The sequence below is a fragment of the Pandoraea sp. NPDC090278 genome (assembly GCF_044772185.1).
GTDB lineage: Bacteria > Pseudomonadota > Gammaproteobacteria > Burkholderiales > Burkholderiaceae > Pandoraea.
Genome location: NZ_JBIVYJ010000001.1, coordinates 1,882,418 through 1,905,842, shown reverse-complemented (window position 1 = coordinate 1,905,842; position 23,425 = coordinate 1,882,418). Strand labels below are relative to the sequence as shown.

20 protein-coding genes are annotated in these 23,425 nt (G+C 63.7%); 16 read left to right on the top strand and 4 right to left on the bottom strand.

Features of this window, described 5'->3' with window-relative positions:
- Together rdgB and rph are read right to left on the bottom strand one after the other, a co-directional pair.
- Positions 1-618, bottom strand: a complete 618-nt coding sequence (gene rdgB, locus ACIQWO_RS08220) for an RdgB/HAM1 family non-canonical purine NTP pyrophosphatase (protein ID WP_150737303.1) — start codon at positions 616-618, stop codon at positions 1-3.
- Positions 619-620: 2 nt separating this feature from the next.
- The gene (rph, locus tag ACIQWO_RS08215) at positions 621-1,349 is read right to left on the bottom strand and encodes a ribonuclease PH (RefSeq protein WP_402821606.1); all 729 of its coding nucleotides are present in this window, start codon (positions 1,347-1,349) and stop codon (positions 621-623) included.
- 212 nt (positions 1,350-1,561) lie between these two features.
- On the opposite strand from rph, the gene ACIQWO_RS08210 reads away from it, so the two are divergent.
- The 4 genes from ACIQWO_RS08210 (at position 1,562) to ACIQWO_RS08195 (ending at position 5,952) form a co-directional block, all read left to right on the top strand.
- On the top strand, positions 1,562-2,491 hold the full coding sequence (locus ACIQWO_RS08210) for a YicC/YloC family endoribonuclease (RefSeq protein ID WP_402821603.1): 930 nt from the start codon (positions 1,562-1,564) through the stop codon (positions 2,489-2,491).
- Between the two features lie 5 nt (positions 2,492-2,496).
- Complete coding sequence (gmk, locus tag ACIQWO_RS08205) at positions 2,497-3,174, top strand: guanylate kinase (protein ID WP_402821600.1); 678 nt, start codon at positions 2,497-2,499, stop codon at positions 3,172-3,174.
- A 90-nt stretch (positions 3,175-3,264) separates the two neighbouring features.
- Positions 3,265-3,471: a DNA-directed RNA polymerase subunit omega gene (rpoZ, locus tag ACIQWO_RS08200; protein WP_039397582.1), complete on the top strand. Its 207-nt coding sequence runs from the start codon at positions 3,265-3,267 to the stop codon at positions 3,469-3,471.
- Between the two features lie 60 nt (positions 3,472-3,531).
- Positions 3,532-5,952, top strand: coding sequence for a RelA/SpoT family protein (locus ACIQWO_RS08195; RefSeq protein ID WP_402821597.1), 2,421 nt, complete (start codon positions 3,532-3,534; stop codon positions 5,950-5,952).
- A 74-nt stretch (positions 5,953-6,026) separates the two neighbouring features.
- On the opposite strand, the gene greB is transcribed toward ACIQWO_RS08195, so the two are convergent.
- Positions 6,027-6,587 (bottom strand): transcription elongation factor GreB, encoded by a 561-nt coding sequence (gene greB / locus ACIQWO_RS08190; protein ID WP_150574700.1) that lies wholly within the window; start codon positions 6,585-6,587, stop codon positions 6,027-6,029.
- A gap of 219 nt (positions 6,588-6,806) precedes the next feature.
- Between greB and ACIQWO_RS08185 the strand changes: the two genes are divergently transcribed.
- Positions 6,807-7,706 (top strand): pirin family protein, encoded by a 900-nt coding sequence (locus ACIQWO_RS08185; RefSeq protein ID WP_402821593.1) that lies wholly within the window; start codon positions 6,807-6,809, stop codon positions 7,704-7,706.
- A gap of 79 nt (positions 7,707-7,785) precedes the next feature.
- Here the strand turns inward: ACIQWO_RS08185 and ACIQWO_RS08180 are convergent, their stop codons facing one another.
- On the bottom strand, positions 7,786-10,248 hold the full coding sequence (locus ACIQWO_RS08180) for a cation:proton antiporter (protein ID WP_402821590.1): 2,463 nt from the start codon (positions 10,246-10,248) through the stop codon (positions 7,786-7,788).
- 113 nt (positions 10,249-10,361) lie between these two features.
- On the opposite strand from ACIQWO_RS08180, the gene trxA reads away from it, so the two are divergent.
- From trxA to kdpE, 11 genes are all read left to right on the top strand, one after another.
- Positions 10,362-11,213, top strand: coding sequence for a thioredoxin (gene trxA / locus ACIQWO_RS08175; protein ID WP_402821924.1), 852 nt, complete (start codon positions 10,362-10,364; stop codon positions 11,211-11,213).
- A 53-nt stretch (positions 11,214-11,266) separates the two neighbouring features.
- Positions 11,267-11,653 (top strand): cupin domain-containing protein, encoded by a 387-nt coding sequence (locus ACIQWO_RS08170; protein WP_150737299.1) that lies wholly within the window; start codon positions 11,267-11,269, stop codon positions 11,651-11,653.
- Positions 11,650-12,237 carry an AAA family ATPase gene (locus ACIQWO_RS08165; protein WP_402821587.1) on the top strand — a complete coding sequence of 196 codons (588 nt, stop codon included), beginning with the start codon at positions 11,650-11,652 and terminating at the stop codon, positions 12,235-12,237. Before ACIQWO_RS08170 ends, ACIQWO_RS08165 begins: the two co-directional genes overlap by 4 nt.
- 122 nt (positions 12,238-12,359) lie before the next feature.
- Positions 12,360-13,433, top strand: a complete 1,074-nt coding sequence (locus tag ACIQWO_RS08160) for an amino acid ABC transporter substrate-binding protein (protein WP_402821584.1) — start codon at positions 12,360-12,362, stop codon at positions 13,431-13,433.
- A gap of 95 nt (positions 13,434-13,528) precedes the next feature.
- On the top strand, positions 13,529-14,500 hold the full coding sequence (locus ACIQWO_RS08155; RefSeq protein WP_402821581.1) for an amino acid ABC transporter substrate-binding protein: 972 nt from the start codon (positions 13,529-13,531) through the stop codon (positions 14,498-14,500).
- Between the two features lie 347 nt (positions 14,501-14,847).
- A complete protein-coding gene (gene kdpF, locus ACIQWO_RS08150; RefSeq protein WP_063389843.1) occupies positions 14,848-14,940 on the top strand; it encodes a K(+)-transporting ATPase subunit F in 93 nt (30 codons plus the stop codon).
- Positions 14,937-16,742: a potassium-transporting ATPase subunit KdpA gene (kdpA, locus tag ACIQWO_RS08145; RefSeq protein WP_402821578.1), complete on the top strand. Its 1,806-nt coding sequence runs from the start codon at positions 14,937-14,939 to the stop codon at positions 16,740-16,742. The genes kdpF and kdpA overlap by 4 nt, the downstream gene beginning before the upstream one ends.
- A gap of 28 nt (positions 16,743-16,770) precedes the next feature.
- Positions 16,771-18,897, top strand: a complete 2,127-nt coding sequence (gene kdpB, locus ACIQWO_RS08140; protein WP_402821575.1) for a potassium-transporting ATPase subunit KdpB — start codon at positions 16,771-16,773, stop codon at positions 18,895-18,897.
- 80 nt (positions 18,898-18,977) lie between these two features.
- Positions 18,978-19,562 carry a potassium-transporting ATPase subunit KdpC gene (gene kdpC, locus ACIQWO_RS08135; RefSeq protein ID WP_402821572.1) on the top strand — a complete coding sequence of 195 codons (585 nt, stop codon included), beginning with the start codon at positions 18,978-18,980 and terminating at the stop codon, positions 19,560-19,562.
- Between the two features lie 202 nt (positions 19,563-19,764).
- On the top strand, positions 19,765-22,584 hold the full coding sequence (locus tag ACIQWO_RS08130) for a DUF4118 domain-containing protein (RefSeq protein ID WP_402821921.1): 2,820 nt from the start codon (positions 19,765-19,767) through the stop codon (positions 22,582-22,584).
- On the top strand, positions 22,577-23,287 hold the full coding sequence (kdpE, locus tag ACIQWO_RS08125) for a two-component system response regulator KdpE (protein WP_402821569.1): 711 nt from the start codon (positions 22,577-22,579) through the stop codon (positions 23,285-23,287). The genes ACIQWO_RS08130 and kdpE overlap by 8 nt, the downstream gene beginning before the upstream one ends.
- Positions 23,288-23,425: the final 138 nt, after the last annotated feature.

Genomic DNA, 23,425 nt, shown 5'->3' with positions numbered 1-23,425 from the left:
TTACGCCTCCCGCCCCAGCTTTTCCAGCAGCACGCGCAATGCGCGAGCGCGGTGGCTATGGGCGTTTTTCACGGCGGGATCGAGTTCGGCAGCCGTTTGATTCAACGAGCGGATAAGGAAGTGCGGATCGTAGCCAAAGCCATGTGCGCCACGTGCGTCGTCCACGATCTCACCGTCCCAGCGTCCCTCGGCGATGATCGGCTGCGGGTCTTCTGCGTGACGCACGAGCACAAGCGCCGCGAAGTAATACGCATCGCGATACCCCGGCGTGTCGGCATGCGGGGCCAGTTGCTCGATCAGATGGCGGTTGTTCGCAGCATCCGACTTCTCGCGGCCAGCGCGTGCGGCATAACGTGCGGAATACACGCCAGGGGCACCGCCGAGAATCGGCACGCACAGGCCGGAGTCGTCGGCGAGCGCGGGCAGGCCGGTGGCAGCGGCGGCGTGGCGCGCCTTCGTCAATGCGTTCTCGATGAAAGTGACGTGCGGCTCCTCGGCTTCGGACACGCCGAGCATGCCCTGCGGCACCAGCTCGATGCCGAGCGGCGCGAACAACGACGCGAACTCGCGCAGCTTGCCCGGGTTGTTCGACGCCAGCACGATCTTCTGCATGGCCATCGTCAGACTCCCAACGCGCGCTTTTGCGCGTCGATCAGTTGACGGATACCGGCATCGGCCATATCGAGCAGCACATTGCTTTGTGCGCGCGTGAACGGTGCGCCTTCGGCCGTGCCTTGAATTTCGACGAAACCGCCTTCGCTCGTCATGATGACGTTCATGTCCGTGTCGCAGGCCGAGTCTTCGACGTAGTTCAGGTCGAGCACCGGCTGTCCCTGATACAGCCCGACGGAGACGGCTGCCACGTGTGCGCGGATGGGCGACGCTTCGAGCTTGCCGTCGGCGATGAGCTTCGAGACGGCGTCATGCGCGGCGACGAATGCGCCGGTGATCGAGGCGCAACGCGTGCCGCCGTCGGCCTGGATGACGTCGCAGTCGATCTGAATGGTGCGCGGGCCGAACTTCTCGAGGTCGAACACGGCGCGCAACGAGCGGCCGATCAGACGTTGAATTTCCTGCGTGCGTCCGCTTTGCTTGCCGCGTGCGGCTTCACGGTCGCCACGGGTGTGCGTGGCGCGCGGCAGCATGCCGTACTCGGCGGTGAGCCAGCCCTGGCCCGAATCGCGCAGGAAACCTGGCACTTTCTCTTCGACGCTGGCCGTGCAGATGACCTTGGTTTCGCCGCACTCGATCAGCACGGAGCCTTCGGCGTAGCGGGTGTATTGGCGGGTGATGCGCACGGGGCGCAATGCGTCTTGCGCACGGCCGTCCGGGCGGTTGATTTGCGTCATGGATGTTTGTCCTGCGAGGTGAATTTATGCGGCAATACCCGAATGGTATCGCTAAACGCCAAAAGCTTGGCGGCGCGCGCCGGTGTCGTGCGCGGATTCAGGAGCCTTGGGCCGGAAAATGCGATAATCCCGTTTCATCCATTGCATGCGAAACCGGTTGCTGCATCGCCCCGCTGAAAAAGTGTCACGGCGCTGTGGTAACGGTCACCCCGATGAAAGACAACAATATCTACAGTATGACCGGCTACGCCAGCGTCACGCGCGACATTGCGCATGCCGATGGAGCCGCAGGCGCGAGCGTGTCGGTCGAATTGCGCACGGTCAATTCGCGCTTCCTCGATCTGGCATTCCGTATGCCCGAAGAAGCGCGTGCGTGCGAGCCGTCGCTGCGTGAATCGCTGACTGCCAAGCTCTCGCGCGGCAAGGTCGATATCCGCATCAACGTGCAACGTCCCGAGAGCGGCACCAACGGTGCGCTCAATCTCGACGCCGTCAAACAACTCGCCGATCTCGAGCAGCAAATCCTCGTTCATTTCCCCGATGCCGAACGCATGCGCACCGGTGAAATCCTGCGCTGGCCGGGCGTGCTCGGCGAAGAGTCGGTGACCGCCGAAGCACTGCGCGATGCAGTGATCGATGCAGGCCGTGCCGCCATCGGCGACCTCGTCGACGTGCGCCGTCGCGAAGGTGCTCAGCTCAAGGCCAGCCTGATCGAGCGAATCGAGAAGATGGAGACGATTCTCACGGGCCTGCAACCGCTCGTGCCGGATCTGATCGCGCGCCATCAGCAGAAGATCGTCGATCGTCTGCAAGAAGCGCTGGGCGTGGTCGTGCCGGAAGGCTCGGCGGCACCTAGCAAGGAAGAAATCGCAGAACGTATTCGTCAAGAAGTGACGATCTACGGTGTGCGCATCGACGTTGCGGAAGAACTCACGCGACTCGACGCCCACCTGAAGGAAACCCGTCACATCCTCGATAAGGGAGGATTGGTCGGCAAACGGCTCGACTTCATGATGCAGGAGCTCAATCGCGAAGCGAATACGCTCGGCTCGAAGGCAGCCTCGAAGGAACTCGCCGATGCGTCGATGGAGCTCAAGCTCTACATCGAGCAGATGCGCGAGCAAGTGCAGAATCTGGAGTAAGTCGTATGACCCCGCAATCACACGCCCCGCAACCCACCTTGCATGCCGAGTATCCAGGCAATCTGTTCATGGTGGTCGCCCCCTCGGGTGCGGGCAAGTCCACGCTCGTCAACGCGCTGCTCGCGCAGGATAGCGACGTTCGTCTGTCGATTTCCTGCACGACACGAGCACCGCGCGCCAACGAAGAAGAAGGCGTGCACTACAACTTCATCTCGGTCGAGCAGTTTCTCGAGCGCCGCAAGCGTGGCGAGTTTCTGGAAAGCGCCGAGGTGCACGGCAACTATTACGGCACATCGCGCGTGTGGATCGAAGAGCAGATGCGCGAAGGCCGTGACGTGCTGCTGGAAATCGACTGGCAAGGCGCGCAGCAGGTGCGCAAGCGCTTTTCGAACGCGGTCGGTATCTTCATTCTGCCGCCGTCCATCGAAGCCCTGGAAGAGCGCCTGAAGAAGCGCGGGACCGACGAGCCGAAGGTCATTGCACGACGCTTGCTGGCGGCCGGTGGCGAGATCGCCCACGCGCCGGAAGCGGACTTCATCATCATCAATGACGAATTCCAACGCGCGCTGGATCAACTGCAATCGGTGTTCACCGCGGTGCGTCTGCGATTCGCTTCGCAGTATGCGCGGCACAAGACGTTGTTCACCGATCTGGATATCCACGCGCCGAACGATCACGAGTAACACCGTCGCATTCGCTGGCAACGCTCGTGTTTTGCGCGAGCGCGCGCCGGCTGCGATAGAATACGCCTTATATTGAGAAGGAACCTCCTTATGGCCCGAATTACCGTTGAAGATTGCCTGAAACAAATTCCGAATCGCTTCGAGCTCGCACTCGCTGCGACCTACCGCGCCCGCCAACTGGCGCAAGGTCATACGCCGAAGCTCGAGAACAACAAGGACAAGCCGACCGTCGTCGCGCTGCGCGAAATCGCAGCCGGCCAGGTGGGCATCGAGATGCTCAAGAAAGTGCCGCTCTGATCGGGAGACTGCACTGATGCGATGTGACGTTCCGGGCCGCTCGACGAAGCAGGTACATGTATGAGTCATGCGAAATCACCGGCCACGTCCATCGCTGCGGATGAACCCAAAGCGGGGGAGCCCAAGCCCGAGCGCAAGAAAAAGAAGGGCGAGAGCGCCACGCGACAGTACATCGACGCGCTGCTGGAGCAGTCCTATCGGCACCTCTTCGGTCCGACGGCAACGCCCGAGCAGCCGCGCAAGCATGAGGTCGTCTCGATTGCCCGTCTCAAGGGCATGCTTGGGGAGTACCTCAAGGAAAGCGACCTCGCGCAAATCAAAGAAGCCTTCCAGTTCAGCGATGAGGCCCATCTGGGTCAATATCGCCAGAGCGGACAGCCTTACATCACCCATCCCGTAGCAGTCGCCGAGATCTGTGCCGAGTGGAAACTCGACGCCCAGTCGATCATGGCTGCCTTGCTGCACGACGTGATGGAAGACCAGGGCGTGACCAAGGCCGAACTCGCTGAGCGATTCGGACCGAAGGTCGCCGAACTGGTCGACGGCCTGTCGAAACTCGACAAGATGGAGTTCAGCAGCCGGGAAGAGGCGCAAGCCGAAAGCTTCCGCAAGATGCTGCTGGCGATGGCGCGCGACGTGCGCGTCATTCTCGTCAAACTGGCCGACCGCTTGCATAACATGCGCACGCTGGGCGTGACGTCGACGGAAAAGCAGCGCCGCGTGGCGCGCGAAACGCTCGACATCTACGCGCCGATTGCGCACCGCCTCGGCCTGAACAATACCTATCGCGAACTTCAGGATCTGAGCTTCGCGAATTACCATCCGCGTCGTTACGCCGTGCTCGACAAGGCCGTGAAGGCCGCGCGTGGCAACCGGCGCGAGGTGGTCGGCAAGATTCTCGACGCCGTCGAGAAAGCCCTGAAAGACGGCGAAGTCAGTGCCGACGTCTTCGGCCGCGAGAAGACGCTCTTCAGCATCTATACGAAGATGCAGGAAAAGCAGCTGTCGTTCTCGCAGGTGCTGGACGTCTACGGCTTCCGTGTGGTCGTCGAGTCGAACGCGCAGTGTTATCTCGCGCTCGGCGTGCTGCACGCGCTCTATAAGCCCGTACCGGGCAAGTTCAAGGATTACATTGCGATTCCGAAGGTCAACGGCTATCAGTCGTTGCACACGACGCTTGTCGGCCCCTTCGGCACGCCCATCGAATTCCAGATTCGCACGCGCCGCATGCATGAGATTGCGGAAGCGGGCGTGGCCGCGCACTGGCTGTACAAGAACGGCGGCGCGGACATGAACGACGTGCAGAAGCATGCACACCAGTGGCTCCAGTCGCTGCTCGATATTCAGAGCGAGACGGGCGACTCCACCGAATTCCTCGAACACGTCAAGATCGACCTGTTCCCCGACGCCGTCTACGTCTTCACGCCCAAGGCGCGCATCATGGCGCTGCCGCGCGGTGCGACGGCGCTCGACTTCGCGTATTCGGTCCACAGCGATCTGGGCAACCAGTGCGTGGCCGTCAAGATCAACAACGAGTTGCTGCCGCTTCGCACCGAACTGAAGAACGGCGATATCGTGGAAGTCATTACCGCGCCGTACTCGAAGCCGAACCCCGTGTGGCTCGGCTTCGTACGTACCGGCAAGGCGCGCTCGGCCATTCGTCATTACCTTAAGACGATGCGCTTCGCCGAGTCGGTGCAGCTCGGCGAGCGTCTGGTCGAGCAAGCGCTCAAGGGTTACGGCCTGACGATGAGCGAGATCTCGCCAGAGATCTGGGACAAGCTCGCGCAGTGGACGGGCAACAAGGATCGTCAGGACATCTTTGCCGACATCGGGCTGGGACGTCGTGTCGCGGCCGTCATGGCCAAGCGCCTCGCGGTGCTGCTGTCGGGCAAGGAAGGCGAGAACGACGACAGCCCGGACGATCCCGATTCGCCGCGTACGGGCGAGGAAAACGTCGGCCCGCCGGTGCTCATCACGGGCACGGAAGGCATGTCGGTGCAGTTCTCGGCATGCTGCCGTCCGATTCCGGGCGACGCCATCATGGGCTATATCGGCATCGGGCTGGGCATGGCGATCCACACCACGGACTGTCCGGTCGCGCGCCGTATCCATCGCAAGGATCCGACGCGCTGGATCGACGTGGCGTGGGCACCGCAGCCGGGGCGTCTGTTCGACGTCGGCATCAAAGTGCTGGTGCATCACAACCGTGGCGTGTTCTCGCGTGTGGCGGCCGATATCACGGCGTCCGACGCGAACATCGTGCACATCGGAATGGACGAAGTGGTGCCGGACGAATCCGCCACGCTGCGCTTCCTCATTCAGGTGAGCGACCGCGTGCATCTAGCCAACGTGATGCGCCGCATCCGTGTGAATCCGGACGTCATGCGCGTGGCGCGCGAGCGTCCGAGCGAGCGGCATCAGGACGATGGTCACGCCAATCACGCCATGCGCATTTCGCGCGAACGCGGCAACTACTGATTCGCGGCATCGATGAAATGAAAACGCCTCCCACGGGAGGCGTTTTGCATGGTGTCGCGCAGTGAGCGGTGCGCTTACTCGGACGGCGGATAGCGCACGTCGAGAATCTCGATCTGATCGAGCCCGGCCGGTGTGCGCAACGGCACGGTGTCGCCGATCTTCGATTTGGTGATGGCGCGGGCGATGGGCGAGATCCAGCTGACGTGCCCACGGTCGAGATCCACTTCGTCGATGCCGACGATCATGATCGTATGCTCGTCGCCGCGGCCGTCCGCATAGGTGACTTCCGCACCGAAAAACACCTGATCGACGTTCTCCTGACGACGCGTGTCCACCACTTCCGCGTTATCCAGACGTTTCGTCAGAAAGCGAATACGCCGGTCGATCTCACGCAGACGTCGTTTGCCGTAGATGTAATCGCCGTTCTCCGAACGGTCGCCATTGGACGCTGCCCACGACACGATCTTCACCACTTCAGGGCGCTGATTATCGATGAGATCCAGCATCTCATCCTTCAGACGACGGTAGCCAGTGGGCGTGATGTAGTTCTTGGTGCCCGCAGGAATCTCCGGCGCGCCTGCGTCGAGATCGTCATCATCGTCGCCATTATCTTCTTTGACGAAGGCCTTATTCATAAGTCGATGCCCGCGACGCGCGCGAGCCAAAAGCGTTAGACAATCCCTGCATTATAGGAGCGATGTCGCAGGAGCATGCGCGCCACCCGATTTTCGCGTCGACGGACATCATGCTCAGGTGTCATGGAGCGCGCCCGCAATGTCCTCTACAATCGGGCGACAGCACCCCACATGAACGCCACACTTCGCCGCAAGTGTCGAACGCAGGAGAACCGCGCCATGACCGATTCCACGAGTCCCTTCCTTGCCGTGCTCAAGCCGCATCTGAGCGATATCGGCGCATTCACCGTGCAGCGCAGTCTGCCGAGCCTGCCGTTCAAGACCGTCGGGCCGTTCATCTTCTTCGACCACATGGGGCCCGCAACGCTGCCGCCCGGTGTGGGGCTGGACGTGCGTCCGCACCCGCACATCGGGCTGGCGACCGTCACCTATCTGTTCGACGGCGAAATCTGGCACCGCGACAGTCTCGGCAGCGATCAGCGCATCACGCCGGGAGCAGTGAACTGGATGACGGCCGGACGCGGCATCGTGCATTCGGAGCGCTCGCCGGACGACGTGCGCGAGCGTGGCGGTGACGTCCACGGCATTCAGACGTGGGTCGCGTTGCCGCAGGCCGACGAGGAGACCGCGCCGTCGTTTGCGCATCACGAGGCGTCGTCGCTGCCGGACATCTTCCTGCCGGGCGTGCATATGCGTCTGATCCTTGGCGAGGCGTTCGGTGAGAAGGCGCCGGTGAAAGTGTTCTCGCCGATCTTCTATCTCGCCGTCGAGATGGAGCCGTGCGCGGCGTTCGTGCTGCCGCCGGAATACGCCGAACGCGCCGTCTACACGGTGCAGGGCGAGGTGACGGTGAACGACGAGGCGCTGCCCGAGCATCGGATGGGGGTGCTCGCTCCGAGTGGCGATATGCGCATCGTGGCCGGTGATCGACCCGCACGACTGATGCTGCTGGGCGGTGCGCCGCTAGACGGCGAGCGCTTCATCTTCTGGAACTTCGTGTCGTCGAGCCGTGAGCGCATCGAACAGGCGAAGGCCGCCTGGACGGCGCAGGAAATGGGCAAGGTACCCGGTGAAACCGAATGGATTCCGCTGCCGGAGCGGAAGCCGTCGGCGAACTGAGTTTCATCGCACTAAGCGCGAAAAACGCCTGTTGACGGTCTGCCGCAACAGGCGTTTTCCATTGAGATGCTGTGAGGCGTCAAGCACTCAGTACGATCACGGAACAACGGCGCTCTTCCAGCAAACGATGGGAGACGGCACCGAAGTTGAGTCGGTCGCCAAAGCGCGGTTGCACGCCGAGCACGAGCAGGTTGTGTTTGCCGTGGTGGATCTGATGCAGGATGGCGTCGTCGACCTTGCCGCCTGCGAGCAAACGCGTGCGTAGCTTCACACCGTTGCGCTCGGCCAGCGAGTGCAAGTTCTCGAGCATGGCGGTTTCGGCGGCGTCCGGACGCAGCACGCGCGGACGCCACCGGCGGTGCAGCATCCCTGGAGCCACGCGCGCCGAGACATGCAGCGCGGTGACCGGCGCCTTCGCCGCACGCGCGAGTGTGATCGCCAGTTCGGCCGCGTGGCGCGAATAGTCGGTGCCCGAGACCGGCACGAGGATGTTGAGCGGTGCATCCGGCTGGCGAGCGTGGTCGCCATGCGCGAGCACGATGGCGATGGCCCCGTCGAATGCCTTGGTCAGCGGCAGCACGCCCGTCGGCAGGGGGAGCGGGGGGACGTCCGAGTCCGACTCTTTGCCCGGCGCATCGAACCCGGCGATGACGAAGCCGTAGCCCTTGGCGATTTCGTCGGAGATGCGGACCGCTTCGTCGCTGCTCTCCGGCTGGGCCGCTTCCTGTTCGCGTGCAGTGTCGGACGGATCGTCTGCGACGAATTCACCTTCCTTCTTCGCCTCGCTCACGCGCTTGTCGTCATGGGCTTCGCCGACCGGTTCATGCTTCGGGGCGGCTTTGGATGACGTTTCGTCTTCCGGTGTCTCGTCCTTACCTTCCTTCACAGGACCATGCGGCAGTTCCGGCGTCTTCTGCGGCGCTTTGCCCGTGCGTTCGCGCAGCACCAGACGTGCAGCCTCACGCGCCTTCTCGCCCGGTTTGACGGGCTTGTCTTCCTCCACGCCCGGCGTGCCCGGGGCACGACTCACCGAGTGTGTGGCGGCCGCAAGGGCGATCTCATAAGCATCTAGCCCAGCGCATTCGCCCGCGTCGACGGCGGCGCTATCATCGGTCGCAGCAGGGGCAGGGGCGAGCACCGTGGTCAGTGTGCCGCGCACACCGGCCGTCAGCCCGGCGATCCACGCGGCGAAGCGTCCGTTGGCGCTGCCGTCGACCGCCGTCAGAATGCGCTCGACGTTCGGCAGGAAGTCCTTCTCCTCGGCGGCTTCCTTCTCCAGCCGCGCTTTCTCTTCGGCGGACAGCGGAATGCGCACGAGCGCACGGCGCAGCACTGGCGGCATGATGAGCGTGGTGATGAGCGCCATGATGACGATCATGGTGAACAGGTCCTTGCTCAGCACCCCTAGCGACAACCCGATGCTAGCGACGATGATCTCGGTCGAGCCACGGGCGTTCATACCGGTAGCCAGCGCAAGCGCTTCCGCCGAGGACATCCCGCCCAGACGTCCACCGATAAAGCATCCCGTGAACTTGCCGATACTCGCGATCAGGATCAGTCCGGCCACCAGCCCGAGCATTCTCCAGTCGAGCAGAATCGTCAGATCCACCGACAAGCCCGCCACGCCGAAGAACACGGGTGCAAAGAGCGCGACGATCAGCCCGCGCAACTGCGCCTCGATCTGTTCGCTGAGAATGGGCGACTGCCCGATCATCACACCGGCCATGAACGCGCCCAGCGCCGTGTGCACGCCAAGTTTGTCGGTCGCGAGCGCCAGCACGAACGTGATGACGAGAATCGCACTGAGTACCGGCATCTCCACGGTGAAGCGGTCGTTCGTCCAGCGAATGGCCACGGCCACAGCGCGCTTGCCCACGGTAAAACACAGCACGATGAACAGCAGGGTGCCACCGAGGCTGAACGTCAGATGGCCGAGGTCGACTGAACCGCTGGCCCCCAGGCCTGCGATGGCGGCGATGATGATCCAGCCGGTGGTGTCGTCGAGAATGGCGGCCGCGAGGATGATCTGGCCGATGTTGCGCCGCAGATAATCGACTTCGCGAATGACCATCGCCACGACTTTGACGGACGATATCGACAGCGCCGTGCCGAGAAAGAGCGACGTGACGAGCCGCGCTTCCGGATGCGGCAGCAGGTTGTCGGGCAGATGCCATCCGAGCGCGAAACCGCAGACAAACGGAATCAGCATGCCGCCGGCCGATGCGAAGATGGCCATGCGCTTCATGCGTCGCACGAGCCCCAGATCCGTCTCCAGTCCGGTGGACAGCAGAAGCAGCAGCACGCCGAGCTCAGAGACGGCGTCGAGCATCTTTTTCTGCGCTTCGTTGTCGGGAAAGACGGCGTGTTGCCAGGCGGGCATCAGCGCGCCGAAGATGGACGGGCCGAGCAGCACCCCTGCGAGCAACTGGCCCATGACGGCTGGCTGACGCAGCCGTTGCATGACCTCGCCGAGCAGACGGCCGACGAGTACCAGCAAGAGAAGTTGGGTAAAGAAGATCGCCGTGCCGTGGCCTGCGTGCATGTGCCTCCCTGCCCGTCGTTGGACTTTGCGATTACCATGCTTCAAGCTGGCGGCTGTTTTCTATGAGTAACGGCCGCTATTCACGCAATTTGCCACGCTCGATAGAACCCATGATCGATACCAATCTCGCCAGTTTCGACACCGACGTACTGGCCGTCTCGCATCAGGTCCCCGTGCTGGCTGACTTCTGGGCCCCGTGGTGCGGCCCCTGCAACACGCTCGGGCCGATGCTCGAAAAGCTGGAGGCCGAAGCGCAGGGACGCATCCGCCTCGTCAAGATCAATGCCGATGAAAACGCGCAACTGTGCGCGGAGTATGGCGTGCGCAGCCTGCCGACGGTCGTCGCGTTCGTCGATGGCGAGCCGGTCGATCAGTTCGTGGGCGCGCTGCCGGAAGGGCAGTTGCGCGCGTTCATCGACCGCATCGTGCCGAATCCGGCGGACATGGCGCGCAACGTGGCGCGCAAGGCGCTCGCAGAAGGTCAGCCGACGGTGGCGCGCGACGCGCTGCAAGCCGCACTGGCACTCGACCCGGCGCATGACGAAGTCCGTCTCGACCTGGTGGATGTCTTGCTCGGCATGGGGGACACCGATGCGGCACGTACCGAGCTGACGCTGCTCTCGCCGCGCACCGCCGCGAGCGGCGACGCCCGTATCGCAGCCCTCAACACGCGTATTGCTGCCGCCGAGCAGGCCAGCCATCTGCCGCCCGCCTCGGAGCTGATCGCGCGCGTGGACGCCGAACCGGCCAATCTTCAGGCGCGTCTGGATCTCGCCAATCGTTATCTCGCGGACCGGGCTTACGAACCGGCATTGCAGACGTTGCTCGATATCGTGCAGCGCGACCGCTCGTTCGGCGACGACGCGGGGCGCAAGTCGATGCTCGCAATCTTCGAAGCGCTCGCCGAGACCGATCCGGCGACGGTGGCGACGTGGCGTCGCAAGCTGAGCGCGGCGCTGAACTAAGCGCCGCCCCCGACGTTCCGACGTCCCATAGCTCTCTAAACTCTTCGACGCATATGACATCTCCCACCTCTCCTGCGCTCATTACGTTCGCCCCCGATCAGGCGGGCGAAGCCGTCTTCGATCATCCCGCCGAGGCGCGCCGCGTGAGCGGCAATCCGCAGCGCATGACACGCCCGTTCTACACCGACGCACTGGGTGAGTTCGATTGCGGTGAATGGACCTGCGAACCCGGCGCGTGGCGCATCGCCTTCGGTGCGCATCGTCAGGAATACTTCTCGGTGATCGAGGGACGTATCCGCATCAGCGATCTCGACGGCAACGCGTCGGAGTTCGGGCCGGGCGACGCCTGCGTGATTCCGGCCGGGTTCGAAGGCGTGTTCGAAGTCATCGAGCCGGTGCGCAAGCACTTCGTGATGTTCGAGCGCAAGGCGGCCGCATGACTCGTCTGATTTTTTTCTGCGGTCACGCCGGGGCAGGGAAGACCACGCTGGCCAAGCGTCTGATACGTCCGCTGATCGCGCGCAGCGGCGAGGCCTTTTGTCTGCTCGACAAGGACACGCTGTATGGCGCGTACAGCGCGTCGGTGATGGGCGCGCTGACCGGCAACCCCAACGACCGCGACAGCCCGCTCTATTTGCAGACGTTGCGCGAGCCGGAGTACGCGGGGCTGCTGGAGACGGCGCGCGAGAACCTGCGTCTCGGTGTGAATGTGCTGGTGGTCGGCCCGCTTTCGCGTGAGTTGCGTGAAGGCCTGCTGTTCGACCGGGCGTGGCTCGATGTCGACGACGACGTGGGCGTTCACGTGGTCTGGGTGGATCTCGACGAAGCGCACGCGCGCGAGCGCATCGAGAGCCGCGGCAATCCGAACGACGCCTACAAGCTGGAACATTGGGACGAGTATCGCGTGCGTCGTTTCCTGCCGCCCGCCGCCGCATTCCCGGGTCTCGTGCGCTTCGATAACACCGCACCGACGCAGGACGACGACGAGCAACTGTTGCAGACGTTGCTCGCGCATACGCGCTAAGGCCGCCGCAGAAGGGAAAGGCGCCGCGAAGGGAATAATCCGAAAGGGCTGGCGTCGCCGGTCGTTTTACCGTTGGCCGTCGCTAAGGTGTGGGCATTTTCCCTCTTGGCGTTGCGTCGACTATGTCCTTTCTATCCCTCATCTCTGCGGGTATTCTCCGTCGGTCTGGCCGCTTCATCAGCATCTTCACGGCGATCATGCTCGCGTCACTCAATGTGACACTCGCCGCCGAGCCGCCCATTGCGGGCATGCCGCGACTGAGTACGGTGGCTGCGCCCGTGCAAGCGCCTGCATTCCCTCCCGACACCTCGTTCGCGCCGACGCCCGCTGTCGCCGATACGCCGACGATGGCGCGTATTCGCGAGCGTGGTCGCATTCTGCTCGGCTATCGGCAATCCGCCGTGCCGTTCTCCTATGTCGACGCGGACGATCAGCCGATGGGGCTGGCGTGGGCGCTGTGCCAACGGGTCGTGACGTCGCTGCAACAGGAGATGGCGATGCCGGAACTGCGCGTTACGCCGGTGCGGGTGATCGAACAGATGCGTGGGCCGCTGGTGAAAGGCGACGCCATCGATATCGACTGCGCGCCGTCGACGGTCACGGCGTCGCGCGGGCAGCAGGTGGCCTTCAGCTTGCCGTATTACGCGGCGAACGTCCGGTTGATGGTCAGGAAGGGCACGGGCGTTGCGTCCACTGACGATTTGCGGGGCCTGCGCCTTGCGGTGGTGCAGGGGACGACTGCCGAGCGCCTTGTGAGGGCACGGCATGCCCGCGCAGGGTTTCAGCTTCTGATGGCGCGTGACTACGACGAGGCGTTTCGCATGCTGAGGGAGCGGCGCGCGCAGGCGTTGGCGCTGGACGATGTGCTCCTCGAAGGCTTACGCGCCACCAGCAAGACACCGGATGCCTATCGGATCGTCGGTGCGCCGCTCGCCAAGAAGTCCGAGCATTACGCGCTTGTCCTGCCCAAGGACGACCCCGGGTTCAAGGCGCGTGTGGACGCGGCCCTTGCGGCGATCTTTCGCAGTGGCGAAATGGCGCAGCTCCAACGGCAATGGTTTCAGGCCGCCATACCGCCGTACGGGCATCGCCTGGCGGTCGAACCGTCACCCGAGACCCTGACCCTTTGGGAGACCGGCGAGCGTCCCGGCAAGGAGCAGGAGGCGTCAGCCTCATCCCCGACATCAGGCAGTTGATCGTCCGCGCATAAGCTAATGACAAAGGTTTCTTTGCACTGCGCGACGCAAATCTGTAACTTCCTATCATGCTGTTAATCCGATAGGAATTTGCTGTGAACGGTTTCAAGAAAGTCGACTGGAAAATCGCTGCCGAACGCGTCGCGCTCGGTCTGTCCGTGTGGTTCGCCGCTCAAGCGGGTATTGCGACGGCAACGGCCGCGCCCGCCAAGGCCGACGCAGTTGTCGCGCTGCCGAAGGTCAACGGTGATCTCACTGGCACCCTCAAGAAGATCCGCGATACCGGCGTCATCACGCTGGGGTATCGCGAAGCGGCCATCCCGTTCTCGTACGTGAACGACAAGGGCAAGCCCGTCGGCTACACGATGGATCTCTGCTACGCGGTGGTAGACGCCGTCAAGACGGCGCTCAATCTGCCGAATCTGCGGGTGCGCGAAATGTCCATCACCCCGCAGAACCGTATTCCGCTGGTGAAGAACGGCACCGTCGATCTCGATTGCGCCCCGAACACCATTACGCCGGAGCGTGCCGAGCAGGTCGGTTTCAGCAATCCGTACTACGTCTCCGAAGTGCGCCTTCTGGTCAACAAGAAGGACAACATTCAGGGTCTGGAAGACCTGAAGGGGCAGAACCTGGTGGCATCGGCCGGTTCGACCGGTGAGCGTCTGGCCCGCATGCAGGCGGAGAAGATCGGCTATCGCGTGATTCCGGCGCGCGACCACGGCGAATCGATGGTGACGCTCGAAACCGGTCGCGCCAAGGCGTTTGCACTGGACGACGTGCTGCTCGCCGGTTTCCGCGCGAATGCCCGCGATCCGGAGTCGTTCGTTATCGTCGGCGCACCGCTGGAGACGGAACTGAACGCCCTGATGCTGCCGCGTGACGATCTGCAGTTCAAGCGCTTCGTGGATACGACGCTGGCGCATGTGTACAGCTCGGGCGACATCCGCCGTATTCAGCGCAAGTGGTTCCAGCAGCCGATTCCGCCGCGCAACGTCAACCTGAACCTCGAACCGAGCAAGGAAGTCTTGGAAGTCTGGCGTAAAGGCTCGCACGTAGCCGAGTGATGTGCGTCTGACGGGCGTGCAGCGAGAAACGCCGCCGCGCCTTTGCCAGTAAGGCCCCGAAGCCCGCCGATAGCGATATCGGCGGGCTTCGTCGTTTACACATTTGGGGCCCGTGTTTACACGTTGTTTACACCCCCTTTACCCCTTTTGTCCCCGTCTTTACGCGCCCCTACGTATCGTTCAGGGCACGGCTGGCATGCGCATGCGAGGGTGCGTCGCGCCCGTGGCGTGCCAGCCGCCACACGATAGGGAGTTGTCATGGACTGGTTATATCTCGGCGTGATCGTGGTGTTCGTTGCCACGACCGTCGGCTTTGTCGCGTTTTGCGCGTCGGTAGGGGGGCAGCAATGACAGCTATGTATTGGCTGAGCGGCGGACTCACGCTCGCGCTGCTCGCTTATCTCGTCTACGCGCTGTTCAAGCCGGAGGACCTAGCATGACACTCAATGCCTGGATCCAGCTCGGCGTTTTCCTCGTCGTGCTACTGGTGCTGGCGCGCCCGCTTGGCCGTTTCATGGCCGACGTGCTCGCCGGTGAATCCCGCGTGAACCGCTGGTTCGCGCCTCTTGAACGCGGTCTTTATCGTCTGTGCGGGATTCGTCCCGAACAGGAGATGCACTGGCGCACCTACGCGTTTGCGCTGATCGGCTTCAATGCAGTGGGCGCGCTCGCTGTCTACGCGCTGCAACGCTGGCAAGTCTGGCTGCCGCTCAACCCGCAAGCGTTCGGCAACATCACGCCGGACTCGTCGATGAATACGGCCGTCAGCTTCGTGAGCAACACGAACTGGCAAGGCTATGCCGGTGAATCGACGATGAGCTATCTGACACAGATGCTCGGTCTGGCTGTGCAGAACTTCATGTCGGCCGCCACCGGTATCGCAGTCGTGGTCGCACTCATTCGCGGCTTCGCCCGTCACACGGCGCAGACGATCGGTAACTTCTGGGTCGATATGACCCGCATCACGCTCTACGTGCTCGTGCCGCTGTCGGTGGTGATCGCGGCTGCGTTCATGAGTCAGGGTGTGATTCAGAACTTCGACGCCTATAAGGACGTGACCACGCTGCAAGTCACGCACTACGACAATCCGGTCCTCGGCCCGGACGGTCAGCCGAAGATGGACGCCGCCGGCAAGCCGGTCACGACACCCGCGCAGACGCAGACGCAAACGCTCGCCATGGGCCCGGTCGCTTCGCAGGAAGCGATCAAGATGCTCGGCACGAACGGTGGTGGCTTCTTCAACGCGAACTCGGCGCACCCGTACGAGAACCCGACGCCGCTGTCGAACTTCCTGCAAATCCTGGCGATCTTCCTGATCCCGGCGGCGCTGTGCCACACGTTCGGACGCATGGTCGGCGACCGTCGTCAGGGCATCGCGATTCTGGCGGCCATGACGATTGCGTTCTCGATTGCGGCGGTAGCCACCGTGTCTGCAGAACAGGCGGGCAACCCGGTGCTCACCACGCTCGGCGTCGACCAGCAGGTCAGCGCCACGCAGTCGGGCGGCAACATGGAAGGCAAGGAAACACGCTTCGGTATCGCCGCGTCGGGCATCTTTGCGACGGTCACGACGGCTGCGTCTTGCGGTGCAGTCAATGCGATGCACGACTCGCTCACGCCGCTTGGCGGCATGGTGCCGATGTTGCTGATGCAGTTGGGCGAAGTGATCTTCGGCGGCGTCGGGTCGGGCCTGTACGGCATGCTCGTCTTCGCGATGCTCGCGGTGTTCGTGGCGGGGCTGATGATCGGCCGTACGCCGGAATATCTGGGCAAGAAGATCGAAGCGTACGAGATGAAGATGGTCGCCGTGGCCGTGCTCATGACGCCGCTGCTGGTGCTGCTCGGGACCGCGCTTGCGGTACTCGTTGCGGCCGGTCAGGCGGGCGTGCTGAACCCCGGAACACACGGCTTCTCGGAAATTCTCTACGCCTACAGCTCGGCGGCGAACAACAACGGCAGCGCATTTGCGGGTCTGTCGGCGAACACGCCGTTCTACAACACCACGCTGGGTATCGCGATGTGGTTCGGCCGCTTCTGGGTGATCGTGCCGGTGCTGGCGATTGCCGGTGCGCTGGCGCGCAAGAAGCGTATTGCCGCGACGTCGGGCACGTTGCCCACGCATGGTCCGCTGTTTGTCGTGCTGCTGCTCGGCACGGTGCTGCTGGTGGGCGCGCTCACCTACGTACCGGCGCTTGCACTCGGTCCGGTCGCCGAACATCTGGCGATGATCGGTGCGCATTGAATAATGAAATGAGGCATTCGAGGCTCTCATGAATCAACCCTCAAGTAATACCGCCACCCGGCAGATGGGCGAAGGGCATACATCGGCGACCAAGTCGATGTTCGACCCCGCCATCGTCAAACCGGCCATCGTGGACTCGTTCCGCAAGCTGCACCCGCTCACACAGGCCAAAAACCCGGTGATGTTCGTGGTGTACGTCGGCAGTCTGCTCACGACCGTGCTGTTCGGCATGGCCGTGGCAGGCCACGCCGAGGCGAGCGCGCCCTTCATCCTCGCGATCACGCTGTGGCTGTGGTTCACGGTGCTCTTCGCGAACTTTGCCGAAGCGCTGGCCGAAGGCCGTAGCAAGGCGCAGGCCGCTTCGCTGCGTCAGGCCAAGAAGAACGTGCCCGCCAAGCAGTTGCGCTCGGCACGTCGTGACGCCGAGTGTCTGGTGATCGACAGTGCCAGCCTGCGTCGTGGCGACTTCGTGCTGGTCGAAGCGGGCGACGTGATTCCGGCCGACGGCGAAGTCGTGGAAGGCGTGGCGTCCGTCGACGAATCGGCCATCACGGGCGAATCTGCGCCGGTGATCCGCGAGTCGGGCGGCGACTTCTCGGCTGTAACCGGTGGCACGCGGGTGCTCTCGGACTGGGTCATCATGAAGGTGACCGTCAATCCGGGCGAAGCGTTTCTCGACCGCATGATCGCGATGGTGGAAGGCGCGAAGCGTCAAAAGACGCCGAACGAAATCGCCCTCACGATTCTGCTCGTTGCGCTCACGCTGGTGCTGCTGCTCGCCACGGCCACGCTGCTGCCGTACTCGATCTATAGCGTGTTCGTCACGCATGCCGGGAATCCGGTCACGATCACGGTGCTCGTCGCGCTGCTGGTGTGTCTGATTCCCACGACTATCGGCGGCCTGCTGTCGGCCATCGGTGTGGCGGGCATGAGCCGCATGATGCAGGCGAACGTGATCGCGACGTCTGGCCGCGCAGTGGAAGCTGCGGGCGACGTGGACGTGCTGCTGCTCGACAAGACCGGCACGATCACGCTGGGCAATCGTCAGGCGTCGCAGTTCGTGCCCGCGCCGGGCGTGGACGAGCGTACGCTGGCTGACGCCGCGCAACTCGCATCGCTGGCCGACGAAACGCCGGAAGGCCGCAGTATCGCGGTGCTCGCCAAGCAACGCTTCAATCTGCGCGAGCGTGAAATGAGCGGTCTGAATGCGCTGTTCATTCCGTTCACGGCACAAACGCGCATGAGCGGTGTGGATCTGAACGACAAGCAGATTCGCAAGGGCGCAGCCGATGCCGTCAAGTGTTATGTGGAATCGGCCGGTGGCGTGTGGCCGGTGGCGCTCGCGACGGCGGTCGACGAGATCGCACGCCGTGGCAGCACGCCGCTGGTGGTGGCCGAGCACGACGCGAACGGCGCACGTGCGCTGGGCGTGATCGAGTTGAAGGACGTGGTCAAGGGCGGCATCAAGGAACGATTCGCCGAACTGCGTCAGATGGGTATCACCACGATCATGGTGACGGGCGATAACCGTCTGACGGCCGCCGCGATTGCCGCAGAAGCGGGCGTGGACGACTTCCTCGCAGAAGCCACGCCCGAGGAAAAGCTCGCGACGATTCGCAAGTATCAGGCCGAAGGCAAACTCGTGGCGATGACGGGCGACGGCACCAACGACGCCCCGGCGCTCGCGCAGGCCGACGTGGCCGTCGCGATGAACTCGGGCACGCAGGCCGCGAAGGAAGCGGGCAACATGGTCGACCTCGATTCGAACCCGACCAAGTTGATCGAGATCGTCGAGATCGGCAAGCAGATGCTGATGACGCGCGGCAGCCTCACCACGTTCTCGATTGCGAACGACGTGGCGAAGTACTTCGCGATCATTCCGGCGGCGTTCGCCACCACGTATCCGCAACTCGATGCGCTGAACGTCATGCGTCTGGCAAGCCCGTCGTCGGCCATCTTGTCGGCGGTGATCTTCAACGCGCTGATCATCGTGGTGCTGATTCCGCTGGCATTGAAGGGCGTGAAGTATCGCCCGCTCGGGGCCGCGACGCTCTTGCGCCGCAACCTCTTCGTCTACGGTCTGGGCGGGATTCTGGTGCCGTTTGCCGGTATCAAGGTCATCGACATGATCATCGCCGCGATGGGCTGGGCCTGATCGCGACGGCTTCCGGGCGCGGCGGCAGCGGTTGCCGTGCGCCCGGGGCCACATTGCTGAAACTCTAAGGAACAGACGTCATGAAAACCCTCTTGCGCCCGATGTTGAGCCTGTTTGTGGTGCTCTCGGTCATCACAGGGCTGGTGTATCCGCTGGTCGTGACCGGCATCGGCCGCGCGGCGTTCTCGCGCGAAGCGGCTGGCAGCCTGATCTACAAGGACGGCAAGGCCGTCGGCTCGTCGCTGATCGGTCAGAACTTCGACGAACCGAAGTACTTCTGGGGCCGTCTGTCGGCCACCTCACCGAATCCGAACAACGCCACGGCCTCCGGTGGCTCGAACTTCGGTCCGCTTAACCCGGCGCTGACCGACGCCGTGAAGGCCCGTATCGCCGCACTGCGCGATGCCGACCCGAGCGCTCAACTGCCGGTGCCTGCCGATCTGGTGACGGCGTCGGCTAGCGGTCTGGACCCGGAAATCAGCCCGGCGGCGGCCGACTATCAGGTCGCTCGTGTGGCCAAGGCGCGTGGGCTGACGCCCGACGTCGTGCGCGATCTGATCGCGAGCAACACGCAAGGCCGTCAGTGGGGAATTTTCGGAGAACCCCGGGTGAATGTTCTGAAGCTCAACCTGGCGTTGGACGGGTTGGCACGCGGCGCTGTCTGAAAGGCGCAGCCGCAGGCAGAGCGAAGCGGGCATACGGCCGGGAATGGCTGGTTTTGCCCGTCAGCCTGCGGTAGATTGGCGGCACGCCCTGAGCGTGCCGCGTTTTTTTGCTTCATCGGGCAACCGGTGACGATTTGCCGCCCGAAGGTGACGCCGGGCGGCGTGGCTCGCGCTTTCACAGTGGACTGACCCGATGGCTGGCATGGAACGCCCCGATCCCGACGAATTGCTTGGCAAGCTGCAACGCGACGAAGCGCGCGAGCAGCGTGGCCGTCTGAAGATATTCTTCGGCGCTTCCGCCGGCGTGGGCAAAACGTTTGCGATGCTGCAAGCCGCCCGCAAGTTGAGCGACGAGGGCACCGACGTGGTCGTCGGTGTGCTGGAGACGCACGGCCGGGAAGAAACGGCGCGCATGCTCGAAGGACTGGAAGTCCTGCCGCAGAAGACGGTCGAGTACCGAGGTCGTGTGCTGCGTGAGTTCGATCTCGATGGCATGCTCGCGCGCAAACCGGCGGTCGCACTTGTCGACGAACTCGCGCATGCAAACGTAGCGGGCGAGCGGCACCTCAAGCGCTGGCAAGACGTGCACGAACTGCTCGACGCGGGCATCGACGTCTACACCACGCTCAACGTGCAGCATCTCGAACGGCTTAACGACGTGGTCGGCCAGATCACCGGCATCCGTGTCTGGGAGACGATTCCCGATCGCGTATTCGATCTGGCGGACGAAGTGAAGCTGGTCGATCTGCCGCCCGACGAACTGCTCGAGCGCATGCGCGAGGGCAAGGTGTACATGGCCGCGCAGGCGGAGCGCGCCGTGCGTAACTTCTTCCGCAAAGGCAATCTCATCGCTCTGCGCGAACTGGCGTTGCGTCGCACGGCCGACCGCGTGGACGCCCAGATGCGCGAGTATCGTGCGGACCAGTCGATCAGTCAGGTCTGGCAGGCGCGCGAGCGTTTGCTCGTGGCGATCGGGCCGGGGCCGGAAGGTGTGGCGCTGGTGCGTGCAGCCGCGCGACTGGCGGCGAGTCTGCGCGCCGACTGGTTGGCGGTCCATGTGGAAACCCCGGCGATGCTGCGTCAGGCGACGGCCCGTCGCGAGAGCGTCTATGCCACGCTCAAGCTGGCGCACGAACTGGGCGCAGAAACGCTCACGCTGGACGGAGCGGAAGCCGCGACGACGCTGCTGGCCTATGCGCAGATGCGCAACGTCTCGAGGCTGGTGGTCGGGGCGAGCGGTGCGCGACGCTGGTGGACGGCGCGCACGCCGCTGCATGAGGCCTTGCTGCGTCGCGCACGGGGTGTCGACGTGGTGCTGATCGGACCGGCTGCTGGCGACCGGTCGGCCGAGAACCGGGTGGTGCGCGGCGACTGGCGCGACTGGTTCGAGACGGCCCCCGAACTCGGGCTCGTCGGTGGCCCGTGGCGGGCGTATGCGTGGGCGGTCGGCATTTGTGGCGCGGTGTCGCTGGCGGCGGCGGAACTGACGTCGTTCCTCGATCTCGCCAACATCGCTATGCTGTATCTGCTCGGTGTGATCATTGCGGCGATGCGGCTGGGGCGCGGGCCGGGGGTGCTTGCGTCGTTCCTTTCCGTGGTGGCGTTCGATTTCTTCTTCGTGCCGCCGAAGATGTCGCTGTCGGTCTCCGACACACAGTATTTGCTGACGTTTGCCGTCATGCTGACCGTCGCGCTGGTCATCAGCCACCTGACGACCAGCTTGCGGTTTCAGGCGCGTCTTGCCACCTGGCGCGAGCGGCGCACCGGTGCGGTGTATGCGATGGCGCGCGAACTGGCGGCGGCGCTCACGACGCCGCAGATCGTCGAGATCGGCTCGCGTCACGTGCGCGAAGTGTTTCAGGCGCGCGTGGCGTTGTTGCTGCCGGATAGCCAGAGCAGTGTGCGTCAACCGGTCGAGAATGCCCGCGAAGAGACCATGCCCGCGCATATCGATACGGATGTCGCGCAATGGGTGTACGACCGTCAGCAAGCGGCCGGGCAGGGGACGAATACCTTGCCCGGGTCGGACGCCTACTATCTGCCGCTGCGCGCACCGATGCGCACGCGCGGGGTGCTGGTCGTCGCCCCCGAGTCGGGCAGTGGTGCAATCGGTACGCCGGAACAGCAGCGCCTGCTCGATACGTTTGCGGCGCAAATTGCACTGGCGCTTGAGCGTGTGCACTACGTCGAAATCGCACAGGATGCGCTGGTGACGATGGAGTCGGAACGCCTGCGCAATTCGCTGCTCTCCGCCATCTCGCACGACTTGCGCACGCCGCTCACGTCCATCGTCGGATTCGCGAGCATGCTCAGCCGCAACGCGCAGACGCCCGGGCCGCTGCGTATCGATCTCGTCGACGCCATCCATGAAGAAGCGCAGCGGATGACGGGGCTCGTGACGAATCTGCTCGACATGGCGAAGCTGGAAGGCGGTGGCGTTCAGCTCAATCGTCAGTGGCAGATGCTGGAGGAAGTGGTGGGCACGTCGCTGCGTGCTTGCCGTCGTGTGCTCGCCGATCACGAAGTGACGACGCGCCTGCCTGCCGATCTGCCGTTACTGCGTTTCGATGCCGTGCTGCTGGAGCGCCTCTTTGCCAACCTGCTGGAGAACGCCGCGAAGTATTCGCCTGCGGGCTCGCACATCGAAATCGCGGCACGTGTGGTCGGCGAGGAAGTCGAAGTGAGCGTGAGCGACGACGGTCCCGGTTTGCCGACGGGCATGGAAGGGCGCATCTTCGAGAAATTCATGCGCGGTGAGAAGGAGTCGGCGAAACCCGGCATCGGCCTTGGGCTGGCGATCTGCCGCGCCATTGTGGAAGCGCACGGCGGTAAAATCCACGCTACCAATGTCCCCGACGGCCACGGGGCGCGCTTCATTTTCACCCTGCCGCTGGAAACACCGCCGGTGGCGCCGGACGTCGTTGAAGGCATCGATGTCGATGTAGCCGAGTCCGACGATGTGGAACCCGCGTCTGACGCACCTGATGCGCCAGACGCAAACGTAACGAAACAACATGAGTGAACCGAGCATCAACATCGTGGTGATTGAGGACGAGCGCCAGATCCGGCGGTTTCTGCGCACGTCGCTCGAAGCCGAAGGCATGGTCGTGCACGAGGCCGAAGCCGGACGGCAGGGCATGGTCGAGGCAGCCACGCGCAAGCCCGATTTGCTGATCGTCGATCTGGGGTTGCCGGATATCGACGGCGTCGAAGTCATTCGCGAAGTCCGCAGTTGGACCGACGTGCCGATCATCGTGCTGTCCGCGCGCAACGAGGAAGCGGAGAAAGTCGTCGCACTCGATGTCGGGGCCGACGATTATCTGACGAAGCCGTTTGGGGTGTCGGAACTGCTCGCACGCATCCGGGCGCAACTGCGACGGCATCATCGCGGCGGCAATTCCGAGACGCTCGACGAAGCGTTCTCGTTCGGCGACATCAACATCGATCTTGCCCGCCGCAAGGTGACGCGTGCGGGCGAACCGGTGCACCTGACCCCCATCGAGTATCGGCTACTGGTCACGCTCGTACGCCATGCGGGACGGGTACTGACGCACCGTCAGTTGCTCAAGGAGGTGTGGGGGCCGTCGCACGTCGAGAGCAATCACTACCTGCGCATCTACATGGGGCACTTGCGGCAGAAGCTGGACGCCGACCCCGCGCAGCCACAACACATCCTGACCGAGACGGGCGTGGGCTACCGGCTTGAGGTGGACGCGAACGGCTGAGGCCGTCGGCCGACGTCAATCTGCCTGCTTTGCTAAAATCGCCCCTGTTCCGTCCGGGGTGTCAGGCGCTCAGCCGCAATTCAATTGACCTTCGATGGAATCCATTGCCGGGACGACCCGGCAAGCGGTTCTCTTTTC